Annotated in this window: 27 protein-coding genes and 1 pseudogene; 13 read left to right on the top strand and 15 right to left on the bottom strand. The window is 67.9% G+C overall.

From position 1 onward, the window contains the following. Positions 1–58: 58 nt before the first annotated feature. Positions 59–676: a 2-phospho-L-lactate guanylyltransferase gene (cofC, locus tag MUG96_RS14000; RefSeq protein ID WP_246983702.1), complete on the top strand. Its 618-nt coding sequence runs from the start codon at positions 59–61 to the stop codon at positions 674–676. On the opposite strand, the gene MUG96_RS13995 is transcribed toward cofC, so the two are convergent. Beyond that, positions 673–990, bottom strand: a complete 318-nt coding sequence (locus MUG96_RS13995) for an EthD family reductase (protein WP_246983700.1) — start codon at positions 988–990, stop codon at positions 673–675. The two genes, cofC and MUG96_RS13995, sit on opposite strands and share 4 nt — an antisense overlap. A 134-nt stretch (positions 991–1,124) precedes the next feature. Between MUG96_RS13995 and cofG the strand changes: the two genes are divergently transcribed. Further along, positions 1,125–2,219: a 7,8-didemethyl-8-hydroxy-5-deazariboflavin synthase subunit CofG gene (cofG, locus tag MUG96_RS13990; protein WP_246983698.1), complete on the top strand. Its 1,095-nt coding sequence runs from the start codon at positions 1,125–1,127 to the stop codon at positions 2,217–2,219. Between the two features lie 110 nt (positions 2,220–2,329). On the opposite strand, the gene MUG96_RS13985 is transcribed toward cofG, so the two are convergent. Then, positions 2,330–2,983, bottom strand: a complete 654-nt coding sequence (locus tag MUG96_RS13985; RefSeq protein ID WP_246983696.1) for a helix-turn-helix domain-containing protein — start codon at positions 2,981–2,983, stop codon at positions 2,330–2,332. A 132-nt stretch (positions 2,984–3,115) separates the two neighbouring features. Between MUG96_RS13985 and MUG96_RS13980 the strand changes: the two genes are divergently transcribed. Beyond that, complete coding sequence (locus MUG96_RS13980; RefSeq protein ID WP_246983694.1) at positions 3,116–5,152, top strand: histidine kinase N-terminal 7TM domain-containing protein; 2,037 nt, start codon at positions 3,116–3,118, stop codon at positions 5,150–5,152. Position 5,153: 1 nt separating this feature from the next. On the opposite strand, the gene cofH is transcribed toward MUG96_RS13980, so the two are convergent. Both cofH and MUG96_RS13970 read right to left on the bottom strand, forming a co-directional pair. Further along, positions 5,154–6,509, bottom strand: coding sequence for a 7,8-didemethyl-8-hydroxy-5-deazariboflavin synthase subunit CofH (cofH, locus tag MUG96_RS13975; protein ID WP_246983693.1), 1,356 nt, complete (start codon positions 6,507–6,509; stop codon positions 5,154–5,156). An 85-nt stretch (positions 6,510–6,594) separates the two neighbouring features. Further along, positions 6,595–8,355, bottom strand: coding sequence for a sensor histidine kinase (locus tag MUG96_RS13970; RefSeq protein WP_246983692.1), 1,761 nt, complete (start codon positions 8,353–8,355; stop codon positions 6,595–6,597). Between the two features lie 166 nt (positions 8,356–8,521). Between MUG96_RS13970 and MUG96_RS13965 the strand changes: the two genes are divergently transcribed. Further along, the gene (locus MUG96_RS13965; protein ID WP_246983691.1) at positions 8,522–9,541 is read left to right on the top strand and encodes a phosphoribosylaminoimidazolesuccinocarboxamide synthase; all 1,020 of its coding nucleotides are present in this window, start codon (positions 8,522–8,524) and stop codon (positions 9,539–9,541) included. A gap of 34 nt (positions 9,542–9,575) precedes the next feature. On the opposite strand, the gene MUG96_RS13960 is transcribed toward MUG96_RS13965, so the two are convergent. Beyond that, entirely contained in the window at positions 9,576–9,926 is a 351-nt protein-coding gene (locus tag MUG96_RS13960; protein WP_246983690.1) for a hypothetical protein, read from the bottom strand. A 104-nt stretch (positions 9,927–10,030) separates the two neighbouring features. Continuing rightward, a complete protein-coding gene (locus MUG96_RS13955) occupies positions 10,031–11,035 on the bottom strand; it encodes a formyltetrahydrofolate deformylase (RefSeq protein WP_246988687.1) in 1,005 nt (334 codons plus the stop codon). A 126-nt stretch (positions 11,036–11,161) separates the two neighbouring features. On the opposite strand from MUG96_RS13955, the gene MUG96_RS13950 reads away from it, so the two are divergent. Genes MUG96_RS13950 through MUG96_RS13940 form a run of 3 tightly spaced genes read left to right on the top strand, consistent with a single transcriptional unit; the run spans position 11,162 to position 13,408 of the window. Further along, positions 11,162–12,100, top strand: coding sequence for a GAF domain-containing protein (locus tag MUG96_RS13950; protein WP_246983689.1), 939 nt, complete (start codon positions 11,162–11,164; stop codon positions 12,098–12,100). Then, complete coding sequence (locus tag MUG96_RS13945; protein WP_246983688.1) at positions 12,097–12,750, top strand: RAD55 family ATPase; 654 nt, start codon at positions 12,097–12,099, stop codon at positions 12,748–12,750. Before MUG96_RS13950 ends, MUG96_RS13945 begins: the two co-directional genes overlap by 4 nt. 1 nt (position 12,751) lies before the next feature. After that, complete coding sequence (locus MUG96_RS13940) at positions 12,752–13,408, top strand: helix-turn-helix domain-containing protein (RefSeq protein WP_246983687.1); 657 nt, start codon at positions 12,752–12,754, stop codon at positions 13,406–13,408. Between the two features lie 29 nt (positions 13,409–13,437). Here MUG96_RS13940 and MUG96_RS13935 read toward each other — a convergent pair whose 3' ends face one another. After that, positions 13,438–14,397, bottom strand: a complete 960-nt coding sequence (locus tag MUG96_RS13935; RefSeq protein WP_246983685.1) for a ferritin family protein — start codon at positions 14,395–14,397, stop codon at positions 13,438–13,440. Between the two features lie 159 nt (positions 14,398–14,556). On the opposite strand from MUG96_RS13935, the gene purS reads away from it, so the two are divergent. The 3 genes from purS (at position 14,557) to MUG96_RS13920 (ending at position 15,936) form a co-directional block, all read left to right on the top strand. After that, entirely contained in the window at positions 14,557–14,823 is a 267-nt protein-coding gene (gene purS, locus MUG96_RS13930) for a phosphoribosylformylglycinamidine synthase subunit PurS (RefSeq protein WP_246983683.1), read from the top strand. A gap of 52 nt (positions 14,824–14,875) precedes the next feature. Continuing rightward, on the top strand, positions 14,876–15,553 hold the full coding sequence (purQ, locus tag MUG96_RS13925) for a phosphoribosylformylglycinamidine synthase I (RefSeq protein ID WP_246983681.1): 678 nt from the start codon (positions 14,876–14,878) through the stop codon (positions 15,551–15,553). Between the two features lie 92 nt (positions 15,554–15,645). Further along, entirely contained in the window at positions 15,646–15,936 is a 291-nt protein-coding gene (locus MUG96_RS13920; protein ID WP_246983679.1) for a DUF7967 family protein, read from the top strand. Position 15,937: 1 nt separating this feature from the next. On the opposite strand, the gene MUG96_RS13915 is transcribed toward MUG96_RS13920, so the two are convergent. Further along, the gene (locus MUG96_RS13915; RefSeq protein ID WP_246983677.1) at positions 15,938–16,909 is read right to left on the bottom strand and encodes a hypothetical protein; all 972 of its coding nucleotides are present in this window, start codon (positions 16,907–16,909) and stop codon (positions 15,938–15,940) included. A 416-nt stretch (positions 16,910–17,325) separates the two neighbouring features. Between MUG96_RS13915 and MUG96_RS13910 the strand changes: the two genes are divergently transcribed. Then, positions 17,326–17,976 carry a hypothetical protein gene (locus MUG96_RS13910; RefSeq protein ID WP_246983675.1) on the top strand — a complete coding sequence of 217 codons (651 nt, stop codon included), beginning with the start codon at positions 17,326–17,328 and terminating at the stop codon, positions 17,974–17,976. 3 nt (positions 17,977–17,979) lie between these two features. Here the strand turns inward: MUG96_RS13910 and MUG96_RS13905 are convergent, their stop codons facing one another. Both MUG96_RS13905 and MUG96_RS13900 read right to left on the bottom strand, forming a co-directional pair. Beyond that, the gene (locus tag MUG96_RS13905) at positions 17,980–19,056 is read right to left on the bottom strand and encodes an archaeosine biosynthesis radical SAM protein RaSEA (RefSeq protein WP_246983673.1); all 1,077 of its coding nucleotides are present in this window, start codon (positions 19,054–19,056) and stop codon (positions 17,980–17,982) included. Positions 19,057–19,094: 38 nt separating this feature from the next. Continuing rightward, on the bottom strand, positions 19,095–19,523 hold the full coding sequence (locus MUG96_RS13900; RefSeq protein WP_246983671.1) for a VanZ family protein: 429 nt from the start codon (positions 19,521–19,523) through the stop codon (positions 19,095–19,097). A 228-nt stretch (positions 19,524–19,751) separates the two neighbouring features. Between MUG96_RS13900 and MUG96_RS13895 the strand changes: the two genes are divergently transcribed. Further along, positions 19,752–21,701 carry an aldehyde ferredoxin oxidoreductase family protein gene (locus MUG96_RS13895; RefSeq protein WP_246983669.1) on the top strand — a complete coding sequence of 650 codons (1,950 nt, stop codon included), beginning with the start codon at positions 19,752–19,754 and terminating at the stop codon, positions 21,699–21,701. 96 nt (positions 21,702–21,797) lie between these two features. Here the strand turns inward: MUG96_RS13895 and MUG96_RS13890 are convergent, their stop codons facing one another. Further along, positions 21,798–22,637 (bottom strand): PGF-CTERM sorting domain-containing protein, encoded by an 840-nt coding sequence (locus MUG96_RS13890; RefSeq protein ID WP_246983667.1) that lies wholly within the window; start codon positions 22,635–22,637, stop codon positions 21,798–21,800. Positions 22,638–22,920: 283 nt separating this feature from the next. Here MUG96_RS13890 and MUG96_RS13885 point away from each other — a divergent pair, with 283 nt between their 5' ends. Next, positions 22,921–23,853 (top strand): alpha/beta fold hydrolase, encoded by a 933-nt coding sequence (locus MUG96_RS13885; protein ID WP_246983665.1) that lies wholly within the window; start codon positions 22,921–22,923, stop codon positions 23,851–23,853. On the opposite strand, the gene MUG96_RS13880 is transcribed toward MUG96_RS13885, so the two are convergent. The 4 genes and pseudogenes from MUG96_RS13880 to MUG96_RS13870 all read right to left on the bottom strand — a co-directional run bounded on the left by MUG96_RS13880 (position 23,854) and on the right by MUG96_RS13870 (position 25,257). After that, positions 23,854–24,216, bottom strand: coding sequence for a DUF8048 family protein (locus MUG96_RS13880; protein WP_246983663.1), 363 nt, complete (start codon positions 24,214–24,216; stop codon positions 23,854–23,856). After that, positions 24,216–24,440 carry a MoaD-like domain-containing protein gene (locus tag MUG96_RS24270; protein WP_373222114.1) on the bottom strand — a complete coding sequence of 75 codons (225 nt, stop codon included), beginning with the start codon at positions 24,438–24,440 and terminating at the stop codon, positions 24,216–24,218. The genes MUG96_RS13880 and MUG96_RS24270 overlap by 1 nt, the downstream gene beginning before the upstream one ends. A 93-nt stretch (positions 24,441–24,533) precedes the next feature. Beyond that, a pseudogene (locus MUG96_RS24265) lies at positions 24,534–24,812 on the bottom strand (ubiquitin-like small modifier protein 1); the annotation flags it as partial. Between the two features lie 55 nt (positions 24,813–24,867). Continuing rightward, positions 24,868–25,257: a DUF7971 family protein gene (locus tag MUG96_RS13870; protein WP_246983662.1), complete on the bottom strand. Its 390-nt coding sequence runs from the start codon at positions 25,255–25,257 to the stop codon at positions 24,868–24,870. Between the last annotated feature and the right edge of the window lie 101 nt (positions 25,258–25,358).

Raw genomic sequence — 25,358 nt, 5'->3', positions numbered from 1 at the left:
CCTTCCATTTTCGAGGCACAATCCGTGGGTTTAGTAGCGACCGCGAGCACGGACCGGTATGCGCGTCGTCGTCCCGTTCGCGACCGAAACACCGAAAACGCGGCTCGCTGAGGCGCTCACCGCGGCGGAGCGCGCGGCGTTCGCCCGCGCGATGCTCCGTGACGTGCTCGGTGCCGTCCGCGCCGCCGGTCATCGTCCCGACGTGCTGGCGACCGGGCCAGTCGACGTGGACGCCCCGGTGACGGTCGACGAGCGGCCGCTGACCGACGCCGTCAACGCCGTCCTGAGCGAACGGGTCGACGACGGAACGGCGCTCGCGGTCGTCATGGCCGACCTCGCGCTGGCAACGCCCGCGGCGCTGGAGCGACTGTTCGCGGCCTCGGGCGACGTGGTACTCGTTCCGGGACGGGGCGGCGGCACGAACGCCTTCCTGACCCGCCATCCCGAGTTCCGCGTGGACTACCACGGCGCGTCCATCAGGGACCACCGCCAGGCGGCGGCCGACGCGGGCGCGACGCTGACCGAACTCGACTCCTTTCGCCTGTCGACGGACGTCGACGAGCCCGCCGACCTCGTCGAGGTGCTACTCCACGCCGACGGCGCGGCCCGCGACTGGCTCGCGGATGCGGGCTTCTCGCTGGCCGTCGACGAGGGCCGTGTCGGCGTGACCCGCTAGGTCTCGTCTTTCCTGACCGTCTCCTCGACGATGTCCTGGTCCGGGTCGGCCTCGGTGAAGTTGATCAGGTCCGCGAGCGCCTCCTGTCCCTCGTCGGATTCGATGGCCTCGCCGACGTGCTCCCGCTCCTCGAAGTACAGTTCCGCGATGCCGTCGAAGTCCACGGCGTCCGGTTCGACCGGCACCGACGTGGTGTACTTCACGAGGTTCGGGATCGACTCGACGATGGGGACGTGTTCCTCGTCCCAGTGCTCGTGAAAGTCCGCCTCGTCCATCCCCTCTTTCCGGTCGATGTGTACGATGAGTTTGTACATCGGTAACGAACGGTAGTCGGACCCGGGGCCCATAGTTCTCCCGGGGACGACCGCGCGCCCCTGCTCCGGAGGGCTTCCCCGAAGGAGTGGCCGCTGTCGCAAGGCGTTTGCCCGTGGAGCGACCAGCACCGCCAATGATTCCCGGGACCGAGGCGTACGGCGTCGACCTCTCCATCGGGGAGGCCGAGATCGAGCGCCTGCTCTCGACCCGGCCCGCCGACGTCGAGGCCGCCGCGGAACTCTCCTACTGTCGGAACGTCTTCGTCCCGCTGACGACGGCCTGCCGATACACCTGCACCTACTGCACCTACTACGACCCGCCCGGCGAGGCCGACCTCATGTCGCCCCGCGAGATCCGCGAGACGGTCCGCCGCGGGGCCGACGCGGGCTGTACGGAGGCGCTGTTCACGTTCGGCGACGACCCCGACGACCGCTACACCGAGGTCCACGACCAGCTGGCCGAGTGGGGCCACGACTCGATACATAGCTACCTCCGGGAGGCCTGCGAGATCGCGCTGGACGAGGGCCTGCTCCCCCACGCCAACCCCGGCGACCAGACCCGCGAGCAGATGGCGACGGTCGCGGACGTGAACGCCTCGATGGGCGTCATGCTCGAAACGACCGCCGACGTGCAGGCCCACGGCGGTCCGCGGGCGAAGAACCCGGGCCAGCGCCTCAACACTATCCGCACGGCCGGCGAACTCGGCGTGCCGTTCACGACGGGTATCCTCGTCGGCATCGGCGAGGAACCGCGCCACCGCGCCGAGAGCCTGCTCGCCATCCGCGAGTTGCACGAACGCTACGGCCACGTCCAGGAGATTATCGTCCAGCCGGTGGCGGAAAACGAGCGGTGGCAGGACGGCGAGCCCTCGGTCGAGACCCTCCGGCACGCGGTCGCGATGGCCCGGGCCGCGATGCCCGCCGAGGTGTCGATCCAGGTGCCGCCGAACCTCGCGCCCGCTCGCGAAGTCGTCGACTGCGGCATCGACGACCTGGGCGGCGTCTCGCCGGTCACCGTCGACCACATCAACCCGGACTACGAGTGGCCCGCGCTCCGGGAACTGGCGGACATCGCCGCGGATGCGGGCGTCCCGCTGACCGAGCGCCTGCCGGTCTACGAACTGTTCGTCGACGAGACGTGGCTCTCCGACCGGATTCTGTCCGCGCTTCGTGGCCCCGGCGACGCCGGCGAGCGCTACCGGTCCGTGCTCGACGGCGCGGTTCCCTGAGTCATACTGCCGGACAGGATTTTCGCAAGCCATATGTCCTGAACGGTCGTCATCCACGCAATTTCGCCCCGAGCGGCCAGTTGGCGTCCACGTACTTCTGTCCGGCAGTATCAGGACTCGCCAAGGAGTTCGGCGAACACGCGGGCCTCGACCTTCCGGAGGTGTTCGCCGACGGTCGCGGAGGTACAGCCGATCCGGTCGGCGATTTCCTCGTGCGTGGTCTGTCTGGGGTCCTCGTAGTAGCCCGCCTCGAAGGCCACTTCGAGGATCTCCCGCTGGCGCTCGGTCAGTTCGCCGAGCAACTGGCCCACGTCGGGGCGGTAACTGCCGGTCCGGAGGACGTGCGTGTCGACGAAGTCGGGCATGGCGTCGAGTTCGGCCCGGAACTGTTCCTCGCGGCCGACGAAGGTCACCTTGTAGGTCCAGTCGTCGCGGATGTCGACGGGCATCTCGAGGATGACCTCGGACTCGCGCTGGGTTTCGAGGAAGGTCCGTAGTGGGGCCGGCGGCTCGAAGTGGACGTAGGAGTACCAGGTGTCCCCGCCCGACACGGTGTAGTCGTAGATCCGGTCGTCGCCGTCGAGGATGTCCCGGTACCGCTCCTTGTCGCCACGGAGCTCGGCCAGGACGATTCCGGTCCCGTCCTCAAGCAACTCGACGCGGTGGAAGGCGACCCGCGTCAGCGCCGTCGACTCTGCGACGGGCCGTTCCGTCGGATGGAGCGGCCCTCCACCGGTTTCGACCAACACCGTCACGTACCGCATACCTATCGATTCCGCGGGCATCCGTCATACCGTTTCGGTCTCCCTTCGGAGGTGAGTTCACTCGGTCGCCGTCGCCGAAACGGTCCACAGATTCAATTGACGTGGCGTCCGAGGGAGGGACGAGAACAGTCGATGGGTTGGCAGTACACGCCGGTGACCCCGCTGTTGCTGGTCTCGTTCGCGCTCTCGCTGTCACTGACAGGGTTCCTATTGTTCATGGTCGACCGGGATGGACGGGAATCCGTCGTCTTCGGCCTCGTCGGGATGGTTGCGGGCGCGGCGTGGTGGTCGGCCACGTCGCTGCTGAAGCTCTCCCGGACCGAGTTGTCGGTGGCGGTGCTCGCGGAACAGCTAGAGTACGTCGGTGCGACGGCCATCGTCCTCGGCTGGTTCGTGTTCACCTTCGCCTACACGGACCGCGACGAGTGGCTCACCCCACGCGTGTTCGGCGGTGTCGCTGGCCTGTTACTCGTCGGCACCCTCCTCGGGCTGACGAACAGTAGTCACGGCCTCCTGTGGACGGGAACACACCGGGTCGACGCCGGCTCGTTTCTCGCCACCCAGATCACGCGCCAGCCGCTGTTTTTCCTCTTCGTAGCCGTCAACTACCTCGTCATCCTCGCGGGGATGTACGTGCTCGCGCGCCTGATCCTGGGGTCACAACAGGTCTATCGCGGCCAGGCCGCTGCACTCGTCGGGAGCGCTGCCGTGCCGATGCTCGTGAACGTCACGACGGTGCTGGAACTCGGCCCCTGGCCGCCCGTCGAACTCTCGCCGGTCGCGTTCACTGTGTCGGGTGCGCTCCTCGCGTTCGCAATCACGCGCTACGAGTTGCTCGACCTGGAACCGGTCGCCCGCCGGCGGGTCGTCCAGCACATGCGCGACGGCTTCGTCGTCCTCGACAGGGCGGACCGCGTCGTCGACCTCAACCCCGCGGCCAGTGATCTCCTCGACGTGGACCCGGACAGGGCCGTCGGGCGCGAACTGCCCGACCTCGTCCCCGAGGTCGAACAGCTCGTGGCCGACGGTGGGGCCGGCACCCGGACCGAGGTGTCGTTCGACACCGACGACCAGCAGTACGTCCAGGCACGCCTCACCACGCTCGATCCCACGGACGAGCGCGGCGGACAGTTGCTCCTCCTGCAGGACGTGACCGACCGCCGGGAGGTCGAGCGGCGACACCAGCGCCTCGTCGAGAAAGCGTCCGACGTGGTGTTCGTTCTCGACGCGGACGGGACGATCACGTTCGCCTCGCCAGCCATCGAGAACGTCCTCGGTGCATCGCCGGAGTTCGTGATCGGTGAGGACGCACTCGATTTCATCCATCCCGAGGATCGGGAGCGGATCGTCGATATTTTCGAGTGCGGCCTCGCCGAACCGGACGAGACCCACCGGTTCGAGTTCCGCGTGCAGGCGTGGGACGGCGAGTGGCATCACCTGGAGGGAATCGGCCGCAATCTGCTGGACGATCCCGTCGTCGAGGGGATCGTCGTCAACGCCCGCGACATCACCGAGCGCAAGGAACACGAGCGGCAACTCGAACGACAGAACGAGCGACTCGAACGGTTCGCAAGCGTCGTCTCTCACGACCTGCGCAACCCCCTGGAAGTCGCCCGCGGGCACCTCGAACTCGCACGCGAGGATGGCCGAGAGGAATCGCTGGCGAAGGTCGCCGAGGCCCACGACCGCGTCGAGGACATCGTCGAAAACGTCCTGACGCTCGCCCGAGAGGGGCGCCACGTCACCGAGACCGAACCGGTCGATATCGAGACCGTAACCCGCGAGGCGTGGCGCGCCGTCGAAACCGGCACCGCGACGCTGACCGTCGCCGACCCGCCGACCGTCGCCGCCGACCGTGACCGCCTCCGGCGACTCCTCGAGAACCTCCTCCGAAATGCGGTCGTTCACGCCGAGGAGCCAACCGTCCGCGTCGGTGCCCTCGACGGCGGCTTTTTCCTCGAAGACGACGGTCCCGGTCTGCCGGAGGCGTCCGACGAGGACCTCTTCGAGTTCGGGTACACGACCAGCGACGACGGCACCGGGATCGGCCTCGCGATCGTCGGCGACATCGCCGAAGCACACGGCTGGACGGTCGAGACCGCCGAGAGCGCGTCCGGTGGCGCACGTTTCGAGTTTACCGGCCTGGACGCCGCGGACGGGGCCGACTGATTCACTCCACGAGCGGCGTCCCGTCGGCCGTCGGGCCGAGTTCCGGGCCGTGTGGGCGGTCGGCGGGGTCGACCGTCCTGATCGTCCGGTAGTCCGTCGAACGTTCGGCCGGGACCCGGCCGACCGCGGAAATCATGTCGACGTACTCCGCGACCGAGCGGTACTCGCCGAACTCGCCGCCGGCGCGTTTGGTGATCTCCTCCGAGAGAATGGTGCCCATGAAGTCGTCGGCGCCACAGGTGAGCATCTTCAGCCCCTGTGCGTCGCCGTACTTCACCCACGAGGACTGGATATGCTCGATGTTGTCGAGGTAGAGCCGTGAGACGGCGATCATGAGTTCGTCCTCGTCGGTCGTCGCGCCGCCGTCGACCATCCCACGGTCGTGCAGGGGCGTGTCGTGGTGGACGAAAGAGAGGGGGACGAACTCCGTGATCGCGCCGGTCCGGTCCTGTAACTCCCGGACGCGGTCCAGATGGAGCGCGCGGTGGGCCTCGTTCTCGACGTGGCCGTACATGATGGTCGACGTGAGGTCGAGCCCGACGTTCGCGGCGGCCTCCATCGCTTCGAGCCACTCCGCGGTATCGATTTTGGCGGGACAGATGACTTCGCGCACCTCGTCGACGAGGATTTCGGCGGCCGTGCCCGGCACGCTGTCGAGGCCGGCGTCCTGTAGCCGGCCGTACACCTCCTCGTAGGACCAGTCGGTGCCTCGGCGGGCGTGGTAGGCCTCCTCGGGCGTCATCGAGTGGACGTGGACGCCGCCGACGCTCATCGCCCGCAGTTGCTCGCAGTAGGTCCCCGGGTTGGTGTCGTACTCGCCTGGTGGCCGGTAGTTCAGGTCCTCGCGGTCGCTCGTTTCGAGGCGTTCGCGGTGCTCGGCGTCGAGCGCGAACGCGGGGTGCAGTCCCGAGACCGACGTGACCTCGTAGATGCCGCGGTCGACGGCTCGTTCGACGATTTCGCGTGACTCGGCGGGTGTCTTCGTGAAGCCGGGGTGGTCGGCTTCGTGACTGGAGCGGAACTGCTCGGAGCGGTCCTTGAAGTTACAGAACAGGCAGCCGGTGTTACAGGCCGTCGTGACGTTGTTGTTGAGGTTGGCGACGAAGGTGACGACCTCGCCGACCTCCTCGGCGCGGCGGCGGTCGGCGGCCTCCAGGACGCGCTCCTTGCGCCGGCGGTCGATCCCCTCGCTGTCGCTGCCCGTGGTGAGGAGTTCGACGGCATCGGCGACGGCGAGGCGGTCGCCAGCCCGGGCCTTCGCCAGCGCGTTCTCGAAGGACTGGTCGGTCTCCGGGCGGTGGTCGAAGTCGAACTCGCCCCGCGGGACGTTAACCGACGGCTCGCGCGGGTCTGCCATTGTCCACCACTGTCCCTCGACGGTCATAAACGGCGCGGAAACCGCAACATACGGCCGGTAGTTCGCGGCGGGGCCACCGTCGCGTTCACTCCAGTGCCGGCACGGTCACCGTCGCGACGGTCCCCCGTGGCTCGCGGGTCTCGTAGGTGAGGTTCCCCTGCGAGAGGTCGACGATCCAGTCGACCAACCAGAGTCCGACGCCGCTGCCGTGTTCGAGCTGTGTCTCCTCGCGCCGTTCCAGCACTTCCAGTTCCGCGTGGGAGACGCCGGGACCGTTGTCCGCGACCTTCAGCGCGGCCATCGACCCCTGGCGCTCGACCGACACCTTCACCTGCGGGTCGTCGCTGTCGTTGTGTTCGGCGGCGTTCTCGATGACGTTCTCGACGGCCACCGGCAACGCCCAGTGAGCCTCCACCCGCAGGGACGCCGGCAGGTCCACCTCGAACGTCGTCCCGGGGAACGTCGCCCGCGCCTCGTCGGCGATGTACGACTCGACGACTTCGACCAGGTCGAGTTCGCTCCGGTCGCGGTCACCCTCGAGTAGACGCTCGACGGTTCGGGCCTTCTCGCTGGCGTCGAGCAGCGTCTCGCTTTTCTCGACGATGGTCCCGGCACGCTCCTTCGCCAGGCCCGACCCCTCCTCTTCGAGCATCTTGGCGTTGGCCTTGATCACGGTGAGTTCGTTGCGGACGTTGTGTCGGAGGACCCGCGAGAGGACCTGCTTGAGCAGGTCGAGTTCCTGCTGTTTTTGCCGGAGGTCGGTCACGTCGTAGAAGAGGACGGTCCAGCCGAGGTGGTTGTCCGAGGTGTCGGTGAGCCGCGAGACGCGCACGACGAAGGTCCGCGCCTCGCCGCCGACGGTCGTCGTGAACTCGTGGCCGTCGAGCATCTCGCCGACCGAGCCGGGGTCACGGAGGGAGCCCCCGCCCGCCGTCGTCCCCGCGCCGTCGGTCCGGAGGTTCGGGAGCGTGTCGGCCACCTCGACCGTCGTCACGACCTCTCGGCCGACCACGTCGTCGGAGACGCCCATCACCGACTTCGCCAGCCGGTTCAGGTCGATCACCCGGCCGTCGGTGCCGTAGACGAGCACGCCGCCGTCGATGGCTTCGAGCAGGCCGTCCTCGGGGAGCGAGACGGCGTCGAAGGCGCCGAACTGGAGGAGCGCGATCACGACGAACGTGTTGCCGACGACGTAGGCGACCGGCTGCGGGTCGAACGCGACCCCGAGCAAGGCGAAGGCCGCGACCGTCGCGAGCGCGGCCGCCGGCGCGGTCGCGAGCAGGGCGTTCCGTGCCCGGTAGACCCGCTGTTCGCCCCGGGCCGCGAACGCGACCAGAAGCGCCAGTGTTGCCGCCACGACGAGCGCGCTGTACCCGATCTCCAGCACGTCGACGACGCCGAAGGAGAACCGGATGGGCACGAGGAGGCCGACCGGCTCGGCGATAGTCGCGCTCTGCCAGTACAGCGAGTGCAGCCCCTCTACCCACGGCGACTCGTTGGTCAGCCGGAGCAGGTCGAAGACGGCGAGCGGGAGGGCGACGAGCGCGAGCGACCGCCAGGCAGACAGCCGTTCGTGGCCGGTCCACCGGACGACGAAGACGAACCAGCAAAAGAGGACGATGGTGGACATCGTCTGGACGCCCTTCCAGACGAGTATCTTGAACGGGAGCGACGGGACGACGAGCAGACCGACGTACAGGAGCGTCGTCCCGGTGGCGACGGTCGCTCCCAGCAGGAGGAACTCGCTGCCACGCACCGACCGGTCGTCCCAGTAGACGTACGCGAACGCGGCCAGCGTCACCGCGACCAGCGCGTACCCGCCCAACCAGAGAGCCGTCAACACCATCGCGGACTGCTCGGGAGTCGACCACCACCGACCTTTACTTTTGCCGCCACTTTCTCAAAACTGATTCCGGTCGGTCGACAGTGGAAACGTCTTAGTGCTGGGGCCGGAACGCTCGCACGATGACGAGACGTGACACGCCGCCGACCGGCCTGTGGAGGTGGGGTCGATGACCTCGGTCAAGGAGTTCCGGGTCGCGGAACCGGCCACCGCCGACGCCCTCGGCCGCGGTGCCTTCGTGTTCACCGACGACTACTCCGTGTTCGACTGGGGGAAGATGCCAGACGCGATTCCAGACAAGGGCGCGAGCCTCTGTGCCATGGGCGCGTTCAACTTCGAACTGCTGGAGGCCGCGGGCATCCCCACCCACTACCGCGGGGTCGTCGCCGACGGCGAGACGGTGCCGCTAGAGGCGGCCGACGAGCCGCCCACCGAGATGGCTATCGACCTCACGCAGGTCCCCGACCTGCCCCACGACGGCCGCGACTACGACTACGAGGCCTACTTCGACGCGGCCGGCGACAACTATCTGATCCCCCTCGAAGTCGTCTTCCGCAACACCGTCCCGGTCGGCTCCAGCCTCCGCTCGCGGGCCGAGCCCGCCGACTTCGGCCTCGACTTCGAGGCGTGGCCCGACGAGGTCGTCGACCTCCCGGAGCCGGTCGTCGAGTTCTCCACGAAACTGGAGGAGAGCGACCGCTACCTCGGCCGGACCGAGGCCGACCGCATCGCCGGCGAGCCGACCGTCGCGGCCCTCGAGGACGTGGCGCTGGCCGTCAACGAGATCGTCACCGAACGCGCTCGCGAGGCCGGCTTCGTCCACGAGGACGGCAAGATCGAGTGCTTCTACTACGACGGCGAGATTCACGTCGCCGACGTGGTCGGGACCTTCGACGAGAACCGCTTCTCCTACGACGGCCAGGAGGTCTCGAAGGAAGTCATCCGGCAGTACCACAAGCGCACCCAACCGGAGTGGGTCGATGCCGTCGCCGACGCCAAAGAGCGAGCGAAAGCCGAGGACGTCGCCGACTGGAAGTCACTCTGTGACCGCTCGCCCGATTCCCTGTCCGAGGACGTGCTCGGGGTCGCCCGCGACCTCTACACCGCCGGCGCCAACGCCTACCTCGGACGCGAACTGTTCGCGGCGCCGACTATCGACGACGCTGTCGACGCGGTACGAGAACTGTGACGCTGGCTGTTCCGGATCGAAACTGACGGCGGAATCAGGCGGTCGTGGTCTGCGCCTCGGCCCGGCCCCCGAACAGTGACAGGCCCCAGCCGAGGAGACAGAGGACGGCACCGATGACGGTCACCAGCGCCCACAGCGGATCGTTGTAGGAGATGAAGTAGGTGTCCACCGCGAGGAAGGCGCCGAGTCCGGCACCGACCGGCGCCAGTTTGGGCTTCGAGAGGACGATCAGCCCGGCGGCGAAGATGCCGATTGCCATGTTCATCTGGTAGAGGACCGGCAGGATGAAGCCGAAGTTCGCCTCGGTCGCCAGGTACGCCGCCGTCACCAGCCCCCCGATCACCAGGAACACACCGCCCGCATCGATGAGATTGCGCCCGTTCATCTTGATTTATTCTGTGCTGACATCCGTAATAAACTTAACGAGCCGTCAACCGCCGGTCCCTTTTGTACCCTCCGCGACGGATGAGCCGGCGGCCGCAGTCACCCTCAGTCGGCTTCGGTTTCGCTCTCGCTGTCGCCGTCGCGGTCGGCGACGATTTCGCCGAGGCCGTCGATGGGGCGGTCGGGGTTCTCCTCGTCGAGCGCGTCGGGTGCGCCCAGTTGTACCTCGTCGGTGTCGAGGTCGTCCCGGAGGCGGGTCCGCCCGCGGTGGACGGAGACGGCGTCGTTGAGGTGGAGGTCGATAGCCTCGAGCAGCGCGTCGGCTTCCAGGGGCTGGCCGATGCGCTGGAGGTCCTCCTCGGCGGCGTCGTCGGGGACGTTGAACGACCGCTGGGTGATGATGGGCCCCTGGTCGAGGTCGGTCGTGACGTAGTGGGCGGTCACGCCGGCGATGCGGACGCCTTCCTCGATGGCCTGCATGTACGCGGAGGCACCGGGGAAGGCGGGGAGGAGGGAGGGGTGGACGTTGATGATGCGGCTCTCGTAGCGAAAGACCACGTCGGGGCTGAGGATGCGCATATACCGCGCGAGGACGACGAGGTCGGCGTCGTACTCCGAGAGGAGGTCGAGCAACTGCTCCTCGTCGGGATTGCCCTTCTCGTCGCCGATGTCGTGGAAGGGCACGTCGTACTTCGCGGCGAGGGGCTGGAGGTCGGAGTGGTTGCCGATGACGACGCCGATGTCGGCACCGAGGTCGCCGTTGGCCCAGGCCTCGAAGAGGGCCTCCAGACAGTGGGACTCCTTGGTGACGAGGACGGCGATGGACTGCGTCTCGCGGTCGGCGGGGAACCGGACCTGGATGTCGACCCCGAGCTCGTCGCCGAGGTCGTTGAGGTCCTCGCGGAGTTTCTCCTCGGTGCAGACCATTCCGTCCGTGTCGACGTGCATGGTCATGCGGAAGACGCCCTCCCGGACGGCCTGGTCGAGGTCCTCGATGTTGACTCCGCGCTCGAACAAAAGCGTCGTGACGTTCGCGATGAGTCCGGTGTCGTCCTCGCCGACGACCGTGACCTCGGTCAGTTTGTGCTTCGCACGTGTCACGGACGCCACCTCCGCCCTGCGCTGTCGGTCATCGTGGAATGGGTCAGCCGCCACGGGCGAAAAAGCTTGTTTTTCGGCTTACGGAGTCGCGCCACAGAAATTTGTAGCAGGGGACCGAAGACGGCGATAGAGCCGATGAGTCAGACTACGGTGCTGTGCGCCGACGAGGACGACGCGACACGTGCGGAGACCGTCAGTGCCATCTCGGCGGCCGGGATGGACGCTGTCGGCGTCTCCGACGTGGCGACCGCGACGGCACGGATCGAGGACGGCGACATCGACTGTGTCGTCACCGAGTACGACTTCTCGGACGGAACCGGATTGGACCTGCTCGCCACGGTCCGTGCGACGGCACCCGATACGCCGTGTATCCTCTACACCGACCGCCACCCCGCGGACATCGAAACCGACGAGTTCCAGGGCGTCGTCGCCGAGTACCTGCCGAAAGGGAGCGAGGGCGCGGCCGCACGGCTCGCGGAACTGATAGAGGAGATGCTCACCCTCCGCAGCCAGGTCGGGTATCCGTTGCCCGACGACGAGGACGAGCGGCTGGCCGCCCTCGACCGATACGACCTCGCCGACGAGGAGATCGGACCGGCCTTCGACCGGCTGACCGAACTCGCACGCACCCACTTCGAGGTGGACGTGGCCTTCATCGGAATCGTCGGCGAACACGAAGAGCGGTTCCTCTCCTGTCGCGGCGACGACTACGAGCAGCTCGACCGCGAGAACACGATGTGTACCCACGCCATCCTCGAAGAGGACGTCATGCTCGTCTCGGACGTCCAGGCCGACCCCCGCTTCGAACACAACGAGGCGCTCGACGAACTGAACATCCGGTCGTACGCCGGTGCGCCGATGCGGACGCCGGACGGCGCGGCCATCGGGAGCTTCTGTCTCACACACGACGAGCCGCGGACGTTCAGCGAGGCGGACGCCCGGTACCTGCGACTGCTCGCAGACGAGGTGATGGACCAGCTGGAGCTCCGTCGACGGCTCGCCGAGGCCGAGGCTGGTGTCGAGTCGGGAGACGAGTCAGTGGTTGCCGGCACCACGACGGAGGACCGACCATGAGTCAGGGCGCGAAACCGGGGTACGAGTTCGAGGGCGTACCGATAGAACCGGTCGAGCCGGGGACGAGCCTGCTCGTCGCCGGTCCAGCGCTGGCCGGCACCGAGGCGTTGGGGTTGCGGATGCTCGCCGGCGGTGAACGCCGACGCGACGGGACGCTGTTCGTCGCCGTCGACGACAGCGGCGAGGAACTGCTCACCGCCTACGAGAGGGCAGGCGGCACGTTCGCCCGCGAGCGGATGGCAGTCATTGAGTGCGGGACGGCGGCCGAGAGCGACGACGAGAACATCCGAAAAGTCCGGAGTCCGAGCGACCTCACCGGCATCGGCATCGAGTTCTCATCGCTGTACGAAGGGCTGTTCGGCGAGGGGATCGAGCGGGTCCGTACCGGGGTGTTCTCGATCACCACGCTGTTGATGTACGCCGACGAGATTCAGCCGGTCTTTCGGTTCCTGCACACCCTGACCGGCCGCGTCCGGACCGCCGACGGCATCGCCGTCTGCGTCGTCGACCCGACTTCGGTCGACGAGCGGACGCTCAGTTCCATCACGCAGCCCTTCGACGGGCGGGTCGACCTCCGGGAGGCCGACGGCGCGACGGAACTGCGCGTGCGTGGACTCGCCGACCAGGACAGCGAGTGGCGCCCGCTCTGAGATGCGATACGCGACGTTCACTATCGTCGCCGAGGAGGGGTTCACGAGCGTCGGCCGGACCATCGCTAGCCACCCCGACGTGATCCACGAGGGTATCCAGCACATCACGATGCTCGACGACGGGACCGTGTTGATGCTCACCAGGCTCCGGGGCGACCTCGGACGCGCTCGCTCCATCCTCGAGGAACGCGCCGACGTGCGTCAGTGTGAGGTGTTCGGCCGGGAGGAGGGATACGCCTACATCCACGGGGACGCGAACGAGACCGTCCGGCAGTTGCTCACCATCGAGCGGGAACACCAGGTGTTGATCGACACGCCCATCGAGTTCACGAACCGGACGGCCGGCGACACCGAGGAACTGCGCGTCACGCTCCTCGGGGACGACCGGACGCTCCAGCGGGCCGTCGCCGATGCCCCCGACACGGTCGAGGTCCGCCTCGAAGAGACCGGCGACTACAAGCCCGATCTCGACGAGGCGGCGGCGCTGTTGACCGACCGCCAGCGCGAGGTGCTCTCGGTCGCCGTCGAGAACGGCTACTACGAGATCCCTCGCGAGACGACCTACGAGGAGATCGCGGCGGAACTCGGCGTCAGCGCCGGCACCGTCTCCGAGCACCTCCAGAAGGTGGAAGCGACCGTCCTCTCGACGCTCGTGTGAGGGGGGCTGGACCCGACTGCTACGCCGGCTCAGTCGGCGGCCTGCTCGCCCGCGCCGTCGAGTTTCACGAGTTCGTCGACGGGTGGTACCTCCGCGTCGCGGTCGGTCAGGATTTCGATGCGGCGAGTGAGTTTGTCGGAGGCGTACCCGACGAGTGGCGTCGAATCCGTGGCCTCGGTCTGGTTCGCCTGGACGGTGTCCGAGACCAGCGGCAACAGCGACTGGAGCGTCTCCTGGACGACGCCGTCGTCGACGCCCTCCTCGTGGATGAGATGACGGACCTTCTGCATCCCGAAGCCGACGTGACGGCCCTCGTCACTGCGGATTTTGCTGATTCCCTCGACGAGGCCGGGGAGGTGTGGCGTCTCGATGTCGTCGTCGTACACGTCCGATTCCCCCTCGCCGAACCGGGCGGTCAGCCCGTAGTAGCCCGTCTGTGCGAGGACTGACTCGACGACGAGGTGGTAGTGACAGTAGGCCTGCGCGCGGTTCTCGGGCGTGTCCTCGTCGAGCAGGCGGTGCATGGCCTCCTCGGTGCGGTCGAACAGGTCGACGTAGCCGTCGGAGAAAAAGCCCTGATACGTCGGCATTCGCACCTCGTAGCCACGCTCCTCCGCGACGGGATTGATGACCTCTCGCCAGTAGCGGTCGAAAAACTGGGTGTGTTTGGCCTCCTCGTAGATCTGGCTGGAGATGAACATCTGGTCGTTGATGTCCTCGAGCACCAGCGCCAGCGGCATCAGGTCCTCCGTCACCGCCTCCTCCCCCGCGCCGAACAGCGCGACGGAGCCACGGAAGGCGTCGAACTGCTCCTCGCTGGCGGCCTGGCCCTCCTGGGCGAGCAGGTTCTCCCTGTCGGTCTCCAGCAGTTCCTGTGGGATGTCCTCGTAGGGGTCCCAGTGACGGTAGACGGCGTTTTTGAAGTAACCCTGCGCGAACGAGTCCGGGTCCAGCCGCATCTCGCGGCTCGTGTCCTCCACTTGCGTCATACCTTCACGAATACGGAGGCTGGTGCATACCGCTATCGCCACATATGCTAGGTGACTTTATACACTAAACGTGGCACGAGCCCGGCCGCGGCCGTCGATCCGGGGGCGGTTGTCCGGAAGTCACAAGCGTTTTCGTCCGCCGTGACCGCAGTTCGCGTGATGACTGCTTACACCGCGACAGTGACCGTCCGGCTGAAACACGGGGTGCTGGACCCCGAGGCCGAGACGACCGAGCGCGCGCTCGAACGGCTGGGATTCGAGCTGGAGGACCTGCGCTCCGCGGACCGGTTCGAGGTCGATCTGGACGCCGAGAGCGCCGAGGCCGCGGCCGACCGCGCCGAGGAGATGGCCGAACGCCTGCTCGCGAACCCGACCATCCACGACTACGAGGTCGAGGTCGCCGAGCGCGCGACCGCGGACGCATGATCGCTGCTCCCATGTCTGGAACTCCCTGTTCCCACCTCGCGGGGTGGGTGGCATGACAGTCGCCGTCATCCGGTTCGGCGGCTCGAACTGCGACCGCGACGCCGTGCAGGCACTCGCCGAGATCGGCATCGACGCCGAGCTCGTCTGGCACGAGGACGGCCTCCCCGCGGAGATCGAGGGCGTCGTCCTCCCCGGCGGCTTCTCCTACGGCGACTACCTCCGGGCCGGCGCGATGGCCGCTCGCTCGCCCATCATGAACGAAGTGCGCGAGGCCGCCGCGGACGGGACGCCGGTGCTGGGCGTCTGCAACGGCGCCCAGATCGGCTCCGAGGCGGGCCTCACCCCGGGCGCGTTCACCACGAACCGGAGCGCCCGCTTCCAGTGTGAGCACGTCCACTGCCGCGTCGAGAACGCCGACACGCCCTGGACCGCCGCGTACGACGAGGGCGACGTCATCGAACTCCCCATCGCCCACGGCGAGGGCCGCTTCGAGGTCCCCGACGACCGCCTCGACGAACTCGAAGCCGCCGACCGCGTGCTCTTCCGGTACTGCGACGCCGACGGCGCGGTCACCGAGGCGGCCAACCCCAACGGCTCGAAACACAACGTCGCGGGCGTCACCGGCGAGCACGACTCCGTCGCCGTATTGATGCCCCACCCCGAGCGCGCGACGCTCGCGGACGTCGGCCCCACCGACGGCCGGGGCATCCTCCGTGGCTTCGCCGAGTAGCCGGCGATCTCGGACGGCGTCAGGGTGACGGGGATTCCCGCTCGGCGGGAGCGAGGGTGGTACTGAAACTGCTACGGGACGTAGTGTCTCGTATGACGGCGACCAGCGAGACCGAGACGGTCCGTGTGTGGCTCGTCGAGCGCACGTACGGCGACGACGAGCAGAACATGATCATCCTGACCTACGCGACGCCGGACGGCCGCCGCGACTACCGGAAGGAACGCGCCCTGACGACGTTCACCGGGCCGGGACGGGCGACGACGGTCTCGGTCGAAGTCGAGCCGTCCGATCTCGGGACCGTCGACGACCCGGAGACGCGGGACCGCTACGCACGCGAGGTCGAGCGGACGATGTCGACGCACGACCCCGACGACACGCTGTAGCCTACTCCGAGGGGGACCCCGCGAGGGAAGCCCGTCGCCGGCCGAGGCGCTCGAGCCCGCCGCGGAAGGCCAACCAGACGGCGGCCGCGATACCAAGCACCAGCAGCGCGTCGGCCAGCGGCGCCATGACCGGCCCCGACGGTGCCCAGAGGTCGACGCCGCCGTAGGGCGGGAGCAGGGCCGGTGCGAGGCGCACGCCAGCGCCCACGCCGAAGACCACGGCCAGCCCCGTCAGCAGGTCACGCCCCCGCGCCCCCGCCCCGACGACGATGAGGACCGCCAGGAGCAACGCCGTCTCGAACAGCCACTCGGTCGGAGCCTCCTCGACCGGGAGGCCAACAGTGAAAAACGAAACGCGAATAGTTGAGGCCCCCGCCGCGCCCGTCAGGAAGTCGTGCAGGACGCCGGCACCGACGGTTGCGGCGACGCCGACTACCCCCGCCAGGGCCGCCGCGACGACGCCGCGACCGACCGTCAGTCCCGGCGCGACACGGGTGCCGGACACGACGGCGAACAGCGGATGGGTGGGGGTCCCGAGCGCCGACCGGAGCCGATCGTATCCGCCCTCGTGGGCGAGCCAGTAGGCCACGGCGATAGCGACGAAGCGGCCGACAGCCGGGAGGGGGGCAACGAGGACGTGCGGCCCGAGGGTGCCAAAGCCCGCCGCCACCCGGGTGACGGCGGGGAGGAGGTCGACGGCGTAGACGAGCGCGGCACCGTTCGTGAGCGTGCGGCGGTTCGCGCCGCCGCCGACGACGAACAGCACCGCCAGCAGGAAGCACGCGTACCAGACGAGCGAGACGGCGCCGTCGGCCAGAAACCCGGCCAGCACCGTCCCGGACGCGGCGAGTTCGCGGGTCAGGAGGGACTGCGTCCATATCACCGCGGTCGAGAGCACGGCCACCGCCAGCCCGGCGAGGACGGCGGCGGCGAGTGCTCGGCGGCGGCTGTAGTCGGGTTCGGGGACCGACACGTCTGATTGCGTGACACGCCCGAGAATAAATCTTCCGTCACAAAACCGATCCGTGGCGGCTCGGAACCGAGTCCCACACCCAACACCCCTGCCCGACTGCCGGGTACGAGGCCCTCAGTCAGGGGCAGTCACCGCAGAGTCGGTCGCGAGCCAGCGGCCCTCGACCGCCGGATCGCGGACGATCAGCCACCCCTCACGGTCGACGACCGTTTCGAGTCGTTCTTCCATACCTTCCCCAGAGCGGCCGACAGGCGGCCACTCACCGTCAAACAGTCCATGCACCGACATAGGTATGATCCGTTTACTGCCGGTGTACCGACCGATTGAGGGTCGGTAGAAACCTGCTACTGGTCCGGAACTCGCCGCCACTACGCTTATTCCGGTGCCGGGCGCAGTCGAAGGCAGGTGATCCCTCCGTGGCGAACATCCTCACGTCGGCCGCGCTCCTGTTCGTGGGCCTCGTGCTGACCCTGACCGGCATCTTCGTCTACCGCACAGGCCTGAAACTGTTCGGCTTCCTGCTCGGGGCCGGTCTCGGCTTCTTCGCGACCAGCGCCGCGGGCCTGACCGGCATCCCGCAGGTCGCAATCCTGCTCCTGCTCGGCGTCGTCGGCCTCTGGGTCGCCCGGAAGGTCTACCTCGTGATGATCGTCGTCCCCGGCGCGGTCACGGGCTTCGGCGCCGGCCTCTGGTACGCCGATACGTCGCTGGACCCCATCTCGAACCTCTTCGCCGTCGACGTACTCGGGGCGGTGCTGGGCGGGATGGTCATCGGCGCCGTCGCCGCCTTCCTCCTCCAGAAGGTCGTCGTCGTGTTCGTCAGCGCGGCCTGGGGTGCCTTCTTCACGTGGGCCGCGATGGAGACGGACTTCGTGGTCGAGTCACTGGCCGAACTGACCGTCCCGACGCCGCCGTCGTGGGCCCTGATTCAGGTCGGCGTCGGCATCGTCGCCCAGATCGGCATCTGGTACGTGACGAAACGCTACGACGACGACGAACTCCGCGCGAAAGTGATGGGCCTGTTCGGCCGCGGCGGCGGGACCGGGCAGGCCGGCGGCGAGGTCTGAGTCCTATCGCGCCAGCGGCTGATTGTACCCCGTCTCCCGCTCCAGCACGACCTCCCAGGTCCGCTCGCACTCGCAGGACACCTGCTCGAACACCGACGGGTCCTGCCGGAGGTCGAAGTCCTTGATGGCGTTCTGGACCGTATCGTCGCACTCGCCGCAGTTGTGGGCGCCGCGGTCGCTCCCGTGACCGACGGGGTCCGAAATCACGATTGCGTCGGCATCAGCGGTCGATTCCAGCACCTCGGCGACCGACCAGAGCCACGGCGGGCGGTAGCCCCCGTCGTGGAACAGGTCTTCGACCATCGTGTGGCGCTGGACGTTCACCGGGTTCATCGACACCGTGTGACAACCGTCGACGGCCGCACAGCGGCGTACGGAGGATTTCATGTCGTCGACGGCCTCGGACTCCGAGAGGAACGGGGGCTTCATGAGCAGGTACGCCTTCACGCCGGCACCGCAGTCGCGGGCGTCGGCACAGGCCCGCTCGAACTCGGCGAACTCGAAGTATTTGTTCACGCAGTCCCGGCGCACGCGGTCGGTGGCCGTCTCTAGCCCGACCGCGATGTCGGTCTCCAGGCCCTGCTCGGTGAAGTCCTCGATCTTCTCGCGCTCGACGAAATCGGGGAGGGACTCGACGACGATGCGGTCGCGGTCGGCGAACGTTTCGGCGATGGCCCGGCGGGTCTCGGCCGGCACCTCGCGCTCGTCGAGGAAGGATCCGGAGGTGTAGATTTTGATGAGACCACACTCATCGTCGGCGTTCTCCTCCTCGTGATCGAGACACTGCTCGACCTGCGCCATGAGGTCCTCGTGGGCGACCGAACCCCCTTCGACGGACTCGGCGACGTAGCCACACATGGTACAGCCGCCGGCCCGTGCCCACCGACAGCCGCCGGTGTTGAGGATGATGGTGAGCGACTGGTAGACCCCGTCCGGGGTGTTGTCCTCGTCGATCCAGACGCGGGTGGGCTCGCGCGGGTCGTAGGTCTCGTCCTTCCGGGAGCGGATCTCCCGCATCGCCTGGTTGTGGGCGTCCATGCCCTTCCCCTGCTCGTAGACTTCGGGGCTCGGCTTGCTCATTACACCTCCGTACCCGTTCGAGGAGTATAGGCCCACCGTCACGAACCGGCCCCGGTTTCGGCCGCTACCGGACCGAACCGCACCCGCTCCCGTAGCGGCCGCCAGCAGACGGCCACCACCGCCGCGCCCGTCGCGTTCGCCACCGCGTCCCAGAGGCTAAACGTCCGGTAGGCGAGCGGTAGCTGCACGAGTTCGACGCCGACGCCGAACACGGTGGCCGCGAGGAAGGCGAAGACGGCGACCCGGCCCGCCTCTCGCTCGGCCAGCGCGTACGCGAGCGCCAGCGCCAGCACCGCGTATCCGGAGCCGTGCAGGTACTTGTCGGCGCCGACGAGACCGAACGGCCCCGCCACGGGCTCGACACCGGTCGGCCGCGCCACCGACGCCGCGAGGATTACCCCGGCCACGGCGGCGACGGCGACCCAGCGGACGTTCGACGGCGCCAGCGGCACCCGAACGCGTCCCATACCGCGACTGTCGCCGCGAGCCACCTATGTCTTTCCTGCTCACGAGCGAAACCGACGGAAGGCGACTGGGTACGTATATATGGCCGGAGCAGAGAGGCCATTCATATTCATGAACGGATGATAGTTTCCCGAACTGTGTCACCGGCGGAGACGTAACCGTTCCTGGTTACTGCCGTCAGACAACGATTAACAGGGTACAGTCCGTATGTAAGTATGGCACGTTAAACTATGACAGAACTTGGAGGCTTTCAGGATCACGTTGCGCGCGTGGATTTGAGCGCGGGCGACGTACAGTACGAGGGTATTGACGACGAGGACGCGAAGAAGTACATCGGGGCACGTGGGCTGGGTGTCAAGTACGTCTTCGACCAGGGGCCGGACGTGGACCCGCTGGGACCGGACAACCTCCTTTCGTTCGCGAACGGACCGCTCACGGGAACTCAGACCACGATGAGCGGCCGGATCGCCGTCTGCACGAAATCTCCCATCGCCGGGCAGGTCACGGACTCCCACCACGGCGGGTGGTCAGGGGCCCGGCTGAAGTGGGCCGGCTTCGACGCGCTGAACTTCGTCGGCCAGGCCGACGATCCGGTCTACGCGTACGTCGAGGACGGCGAGGTCGAACTGCGGGACGCCTCCCACCTCTGGGGGAAAGGCGTCCACGAGACCCGTGAGATCGTCGAGGACGAGGTCGAGGGGTCCTACGGCAAGAACCTCTCCTTCATGGGCATCGGGCAGGCCGGCGAGAACGAGGTCAAGTACTCGTGTATCGTCAACGAGGACGACCGCGCCTCCGGCCGGGGCGGTACCGGCTGTGTCATGGGCAGCAAGAACCTGAAGGCCGTCGTCGTGAAATCGGGGACGAAGATGCCCCAGCCCGCGGACAAGGAGACGTTCATGGAGGGCCACAAGCAGGCCATGCAGACCATCCAGGAGTCCGACGTGACCGCGCCCAACGAGGGCGGGCTGTCGATGTACGGGACGAACGTCCTGCACAACGTCACCGAGGAGATGGACGGTCTACCCACGAAAAACGGCAAGTACACCTCGACGGAGGCGATGTCCGACGCCGAGGGTGATGGCGAGCGGATCATCGACGCCGAGAAGGTATCCGGCGAGAACGTCCGGGAGAACATCCTCGTCGACGAGCCGACCTGTCACTCCTGTCCGGTCGCCTGCAAGAAGGAAGTGGAAGTGCAGGCGATGCACAAAGGCGAGGAGATGAACGTCCGGATGGAGTCCTACGAGTACGAGTCCGCGTGGGCGCTGGGACCCAACTCCGGCCACGACGACCGCGACCGCATCGCGGTCATGCTGGACAAGTGTAACGACCTCGGGATTGACACCATCGACACGGGCAACACCATCGCGATGGCGATGGAGATGACCGAACAGGGCAAATTCGACGGGCTGGGCGACGGCATCGAGTGGGGCGACTCCGAGGAGATGATCGACCTCATCGAGAAGATCGGCCATCGCGAGGGCGACCTCGCGGACCACCTCGCCGAGGGCCCGAATCACCTCGCCGAGGAGTTCGACGCCCACGACAACTCCCTCGCGGTCAAGGGCCAGACGATGGCCGCCTACGACCCGCGCTGTATGAAGGGGATGGGCATCGGCTACGCCACCTCGAACCGCGGGGCCTGCCACCTGCGGGGCTACACCCCTGCGGCCGAGATTCTGGGTATCCCCGAGGAAGTCGACCCCTACGAATGGCGCGGCAAGGGCGAACTGTGTGCCACGTTCCAGGACATGCACGCCATCTCGGATAGCTTCGACATCTGCAAGTTCAACGCCTTCGCGGAAGGCATCGAGGAGTACGTCCTCCAGTACAACGGCATGACTGGGCTGGACGTCTCCGAGGAGGAACTCATGCAGGCCGGCGAGCGCGTCTACAACCTGGAGCGGTACTACAACAACCTCGCCGGCTTCGACGGCGAGGACGACACCCTCCCGGACCGCTTCGTCGAGGGCGCCGACGGGGCAATCCCCGGCCAGGGCGCCAGCGAGGGCGAACTCTGCGAGCTCGACCAGATGCTCGAAGAGTACTACGAGGTCCGCGGCTGGGTCGACGGCGTCGTTCCCGACGAGAAACTCGACGAACTCGGCATCGACGTCGGGCCCGGAACCGGCGTCTCCGCCGACGAAGGCGGCGCCGCCGCGCCGAGCGACGACTAAGACCGACACTCACCGTTTCTTTTTGTGGCCGGCGGACTCGGCGCTTCGCAACCGGAAGCCGCAGGGGTCGACACTCCGTGTGAAAACGCGAACCGATCAGGCTCGCCGCCGGGCGAGCAGCGCCAGGCCGGCGACTGCGAGCAGTGCCAGGCCGGCGGTGAAGCCGGGGCCGCCCGAGGAGGAGGTGTCGGTCGCGGTCGGCGTGTCGTCGCTGCCGTCGCCACCGTCGTCGTTGCTGCCGTCAGAGCCGTCCGCCGGCGGGATGGTGTTGCCGCTCGGCGCCGAGCCGTCGTCGTTCGAGCCGGTTTCGGGGGCGACGGTCGTGTCGGTCGGCGTCGCCGAGTCGTCGGTCGTCGTCGGCGCCGGCGTGGTAGTCGTCGGTGCCGGCGTCGTCGTGGTGGGTTCCGGTGTCGGCGTCGCCGTCGCCGTCGCGGTCGGGCGCGGCGTGCCGCCGCTGACGATCAGTTCGCCGCTCGATGCGGTGGGGCTGGTCCCGTTGCTGTTGTCGTCGCGGAAGCCGTCGACGGTCACGCTGATCTCCGAGTCGCCTCCGTAGGTGTCGTTCATGAACACCGTCCCGAGATCGACCCGGCGGTCGCCCGGCCCGACCCGGTTCCCGAAGTCGGCCCCGCGGAGCGTGATCGAACTCGACGTCTGCGAGACGACGCTGAACCCTTCGCCGCGGATCTGGCCCGGCTGTGCGCCGGTGATGTTCGCGACCCGTGGGTTCTCCAGTTCGATCGTGACCTGGTACTCCTGGAGCCCGTCCGGGGCCTCGTCGAGTTCGATCCCGACGCTGGCCGCCGACCCGGCGGACACCTGATCCGACCCGGCCGAGACCGTCGGCTGCTCCTGCGTGTTCGCCAGCCCGACGCCCGCGAACACCGAGACACTCAGCAACACCGCCAAACCGATCGCAGTGGTCCGTCCGTTCATGTGTAGTTCGTGATGCCCGCGCCGGCGGTCGGGGGTCCGTGACCGCCCGCGGCCTCGTCACTCTACCCGCCGTAGCGAGCCCCTGCCCTAAGACCCTTTGTATGACGCTCGATGCTGCCGGGGACACAACCGGGCGCACGGCCGTGCGCACGATACGGTCCGCGATACGGTTCGTCGCCCCGCCGAACGTATCGGAACGGTTGTTATCCGTTGGGACTATGACGACCGTGAGCGAGCCACGCTGGACCGACAGCCTCATTTCCGGCCCGGTCGCCTCACCGGTATGTCCGAGCCACTCGCCGATGTCGCCCTCACTCACGAGGACGTCGTCGTCAACGGGGTCCGGCTCCACTGTGTGACTGCCGGCCCCGAGGACGGCGACACAGTCGTCCTCCTGCACGGCTTCCCCGAGTTCTGGTACTCCTGGCGCTACCAGATCCCCGCGCTCGTCGACGCCGGCTACTCCGTCGTCGCACCCGATCTCCGGGGGTACAACACCTCCGAGAAGCCACAGGGGGTCGACGCCTACGCCGTCGAGGAACTGATCGGCGACGTGGTCGGCCTGATCCATCGCTACGGCGACCGCGGCGATGACGGGCCACAGGCCCACGTCGTCGCCCACGACTGGGGCGGCGCCATCTCGTGGGCACTGGGGATGTTCCACCCCGAGGTTATCGACCGCCTCGTCGTGATGAACGCGCCCCACCCCGCCGCCTTCGCCCGGGAGTTCGACCTCGCCCAACTCAAGCGGTCCTGGTACGTGCTCTTCTTCCAGCTCCCGTGGCTGCCCGAGACGCTGTCGACGATGGATGACAGCCGCGCCATCGCCGAGGCGTTCCGCGGCCAGCCCACCGACCCGTCCGCGTTCACCGAGGACGACATCCAGCGGTACCGTGACGCCTTCAGCCAGCCGGGCGCCGCACGCGCCGCGATCAACTACTACCGGGCGTACTTCCGGTCCATCGCCCGCCCGATGGCGAAAAACGCCCTCCCGGTCGTCGGCCGCTTCTTCGATCTCCCCGGCACCGAGGAGATCACCGTCCCGACCTTGCTTCTGTGGGGCGAACAGGACGACGCGCTCGGCGTCGGCATCTCCGAGGGGCTCGACGAGTGGGTGCCCGACATCCGGGTCGAGCGGTTCCCCGAGGCGAGCCACTGGGTGCAGTGTGACGCCCGCGAGGCGGTCAACGAGGAACTGCTCGCCTTCCTCGCGTAGTCACGCGGGGCGGCCGATCAGGACGCAGTCCCTGATTTCGAGGGCGGTCTCGAACTCCGAGAGGCGGTCGTCGCGGCGGCCACGCCGGGTCAACTGTTCGTGGTGTGCCCGCCGCACGGCGTCGGTCTCGCGGCGGTCGAACCCGAGCCGGTCACCGATCGTCTCCCAGTGGTCGTCGGGGACGAAGAAAGCGGCGGCGTCGGCGTCCTCGAAGGCGACCTCGTACTGGCGGGCGTAGTCGTCGAACCGCGGTTCGAGGTCGGCCTGGACGAGGTCGACGAGGTCGGGCAACCGCTGTGGGCCGACGCTGGCTTTCGCCGCCGTCAGCAGGAGTATCTGCCCGTCGATGGGCTCGCCCGCCATCAGCCGCCCGCGCGCATCGCCTTCTGGGCGAACTGCTCGATCAGCGGGTCGAGTGCCGCGGGCTCGCCCTCGAAGGCGATGGAGACCTCCGTGAGTTGCATCGTCCCGCCGGCGATGTCGACCTTCCCGGCGGAGAGGGTCGCCGTCCAGTCGTCGGCGGCGACGCGGGCCTCCTCGCTCCCCTCCTGCTCCCCGGCGACGAGTTCGCCGCCGAGGTTCTCCAGATAGTGGACCGCGAGCCGTTTCGAGATGCCACGGAAGGAACGTTCCCGCCGGTCGTGGCCGTCCTCCCCGGTGTCGCTCGACGCGTCCTCGGCCCCGCCCGCGACCGGCGGGAAGACCGCGAGCGTGTCGCCATCTTCCATCGGTGTCGCCGCCCCGTCCATGTGGATGACGCCGCGACCGTTCTTCAGTATCGAGAGCTGTTCGCGGATTTCGCCGTCCTCGTCGAGCAGGCGGTCCTCCATGTCCGGGTACTCGCCTTCGAGGGCCGCGAGGACGTCGCCGACCGTCGAGGCGTCCGAAAACTCCCGCTCGACGAGCTTCTGACCGACGATAGCACGAAATGTCGCGAAGAACTTCAGTTCGAGACGCATACCCACCCACAGGCGTGCGAGTGGCTTAAATCCGTGGCGGATTCCACGACGGGCGTCAGTGCAGGTCGCTGAGGCGGATGCCGTCGTCGACGACGCGGTGGGTGCGTTCGCGGTCCAGTCGGTCGGCCAGGTCGTCGTGGTCGGACAGTTGCCCGATCATGTCGGCCATGAGGTTCCGCCAGGCGATGGCGTAGATGGGCGACTGTCCCCAGGCCCGGAGTTCGGGGACGAACTCGTCGTACTCTTCCAGTCGGTCGTCCATCTCCTCGATGGCGTCGAGGACGTACCCCGCGGCCTCGTTCTCGTCGTCGGCTGCCTCGATTGCGCGGTTGATGCGGTCCTCCCAGCCCTCGACGGCCCGTTCCATGTCCTTGGCGGCCGCCCCGCCGTCGTCCGGGAGGGAGTCGAGGATCGGTGCCGGGATCGTGAGCGTCACGTCGTCCATGTCCCCGCCTGGGGCGGCCCGAGTATAAACCTCCCGGCAGTTCGACCCCCGGCGGTCCGCCCGCGGGCAACGGCCTCCAGAGCTTCATACGCCAACGACCG

Source organism: Halorientalis marina (assembly GCF_023028345.1).
In the GTDB taxonomy this organism is placed as follows: Archaea; Halobacteriota; Halobacteria; order Halobacteriales; family Haloarculaceae; genus Halorientalis; species Halorientalis marina.
Note: the sequence above shows the minus strand (reverse complement) of the source record. Positions and strands in the feature narration are given on the sequence as shown.

Bases quoted from the DNA above. Each gene is read 5' to 3' on its own strand.
- cofH (WP_246983693.1), bottom strand. From the start codon at position 6,509: ATGGCAGACCCGCGCGAGCCGTCGGTTAACGTCCCGCGGGGCGAGTTC.
- purQ (WP_246983681.1), top strand. From the start codon at position 14,876: ATGACAGTCGCCGTCATCCGGTTCGGCGGCTCGAACTGCGACCGCGAC.
- MUG96_RS13980 (WP_246983694.1), top strand. From the start codon at position 3,116: ATGGGTTGGCAGTACACGCCGGTGACCCCGCTGTTGCTGGTCTCGTTC.
- purS (WP_246983683.1), top strand. From the start codon at position 14,557: ATGACTGCTTACACCGCGACAGTGACCGTCCGGCTGAAACACGGGGTG.
- cofC (WP_246983702.1), top strand. From the start codon at position 59: ATGCGCGTCGTCGTCCCGTTCGCGACCGAAACACCGAAAACGCGGCTC.
- MUG96_RS13960 (WP_246983690.1), bottom strand. From the start codon at position 9,926: ATGAACGGGCGCAATCTCATCGATGCGGGCGGTGTGTTCCTGGTGATC.
- MUG96_RS13885 (WP_246983665.1), top strand. From the start codon at position 22,921: ATGTCCGAGCCACTCGCCGATGTCGCCCTCACTCACGAGGACGTCGTC.
- MUG96_RS13950 (WP_246983689.1), top strand. From the start codon at position 11,162: ATGAGTCAGACTACGGTGCTGTGCGCCGACGAGGACGACGCGACACGT.
- MUG96_RS13905 (WP_246983673.1), bottom strand. From the start codon at position 19,056: ATGAGCAAGCCGAGCCCCGAAGTCTACGAGCAGGGGAAGGGCATGGAC.
- MUG96_RS13940 (WP_246983687.1), top strand. From the start codon at position 12,752: ATGCGATACGCGACGTTCACTATCGTCGCCGAGGAGGGGTTCACGAGC.
- MUG96_RS13890 (WP_246983667.1), bottom strand. From the start codon at position 22,637: ATGAACGGACGGACCACTGCGATCGGTTTGGCGGTGTTGCTGAGTGTC.
- MUG96_RS13995 (WP_246983700.1), bottom strand. From the start codon at position 990: ATGTACAAACTCATCGTACACATCGACCGGAAAGAGGGGATGGACGAG.
- MUG96_RS13895 (WP_246983669.1), top strand. From the start codon at position 19,752: ATGACAGAACTTGGAGGCTTTCAGGATCACGTTGCGCGCGTGGATTTG.
- MUG96_RS13985 (WP_246983696.1), bottom strand. From the start codon at position 2,983: ATGCGGTACGTGACGGTGTTGGTCGAAACCGGTGGAGGGCCGCTCCAT.
- MUG96_RS13970 (WP_246983692.1), bottom strand. From the start codon at position 8,355: ATGGTGTTGACGGCTCTCTGGTTGGGCGGGTACGCGCTGGTCGCGGTG.
- MUG96_RS13870 (WP_246983662.1), bottom strand. From the start codon at position 25,257: ATGGACGACGTGACGCTCACGATCCCGGCACCGATCCTCGACTCCCTC.
- MUG96_RS13945 (WP_246983688.1), top strand. From the start codon at position 12,097: ATGAGTCAGGGCGCGAAACCGGGGTACGAGTTCGAGGGCGTACCGATA.
- MUG96_RS13880 (WP_246983663.1), bottom strand. From the start codon at position 24,216: ATGGCGGGCGAGCCCATCGACGGGCAGATACTCCTGCTGACGGCGGCG.
- MUG96_RS13935 (WP_246983685.1), bottom strand. From the start codon at position 14,397: ATGACGCAAGTGGAGGACACGAGCCGCGAGATGCGGCTGGACCCGGAC.
- MUG96_RS13965 (WP_246983691.1), top strand. From the start codon at position 8,522: ATGACCTCGGTCAAGGAGTTCCGGGTCGCGGAACCGGCCACCGCCGAC.
- MUG96_RS13900 (WP_246983671.1), bottom strand. From the start codon at position 19,523: ATGGGACGCGTTCGGGTGCCGCTGGCGCCGTCGAACGTCCGCTGGGTC.
- MUG96_RS13920 (WP_246983679.1), top strand. From the start codon at position 15,646: ATGACGGCGACCAGCGAGACCGAGACGGTCCGTGTGTGGCTCGTCGAG.
- cofG (WP_246983698.1), top strand. From the start codon at position 1,125: ATGATTCCCGGGACCGAGGCGTACGGCGTCGACCTCTCCATCGGGGAG.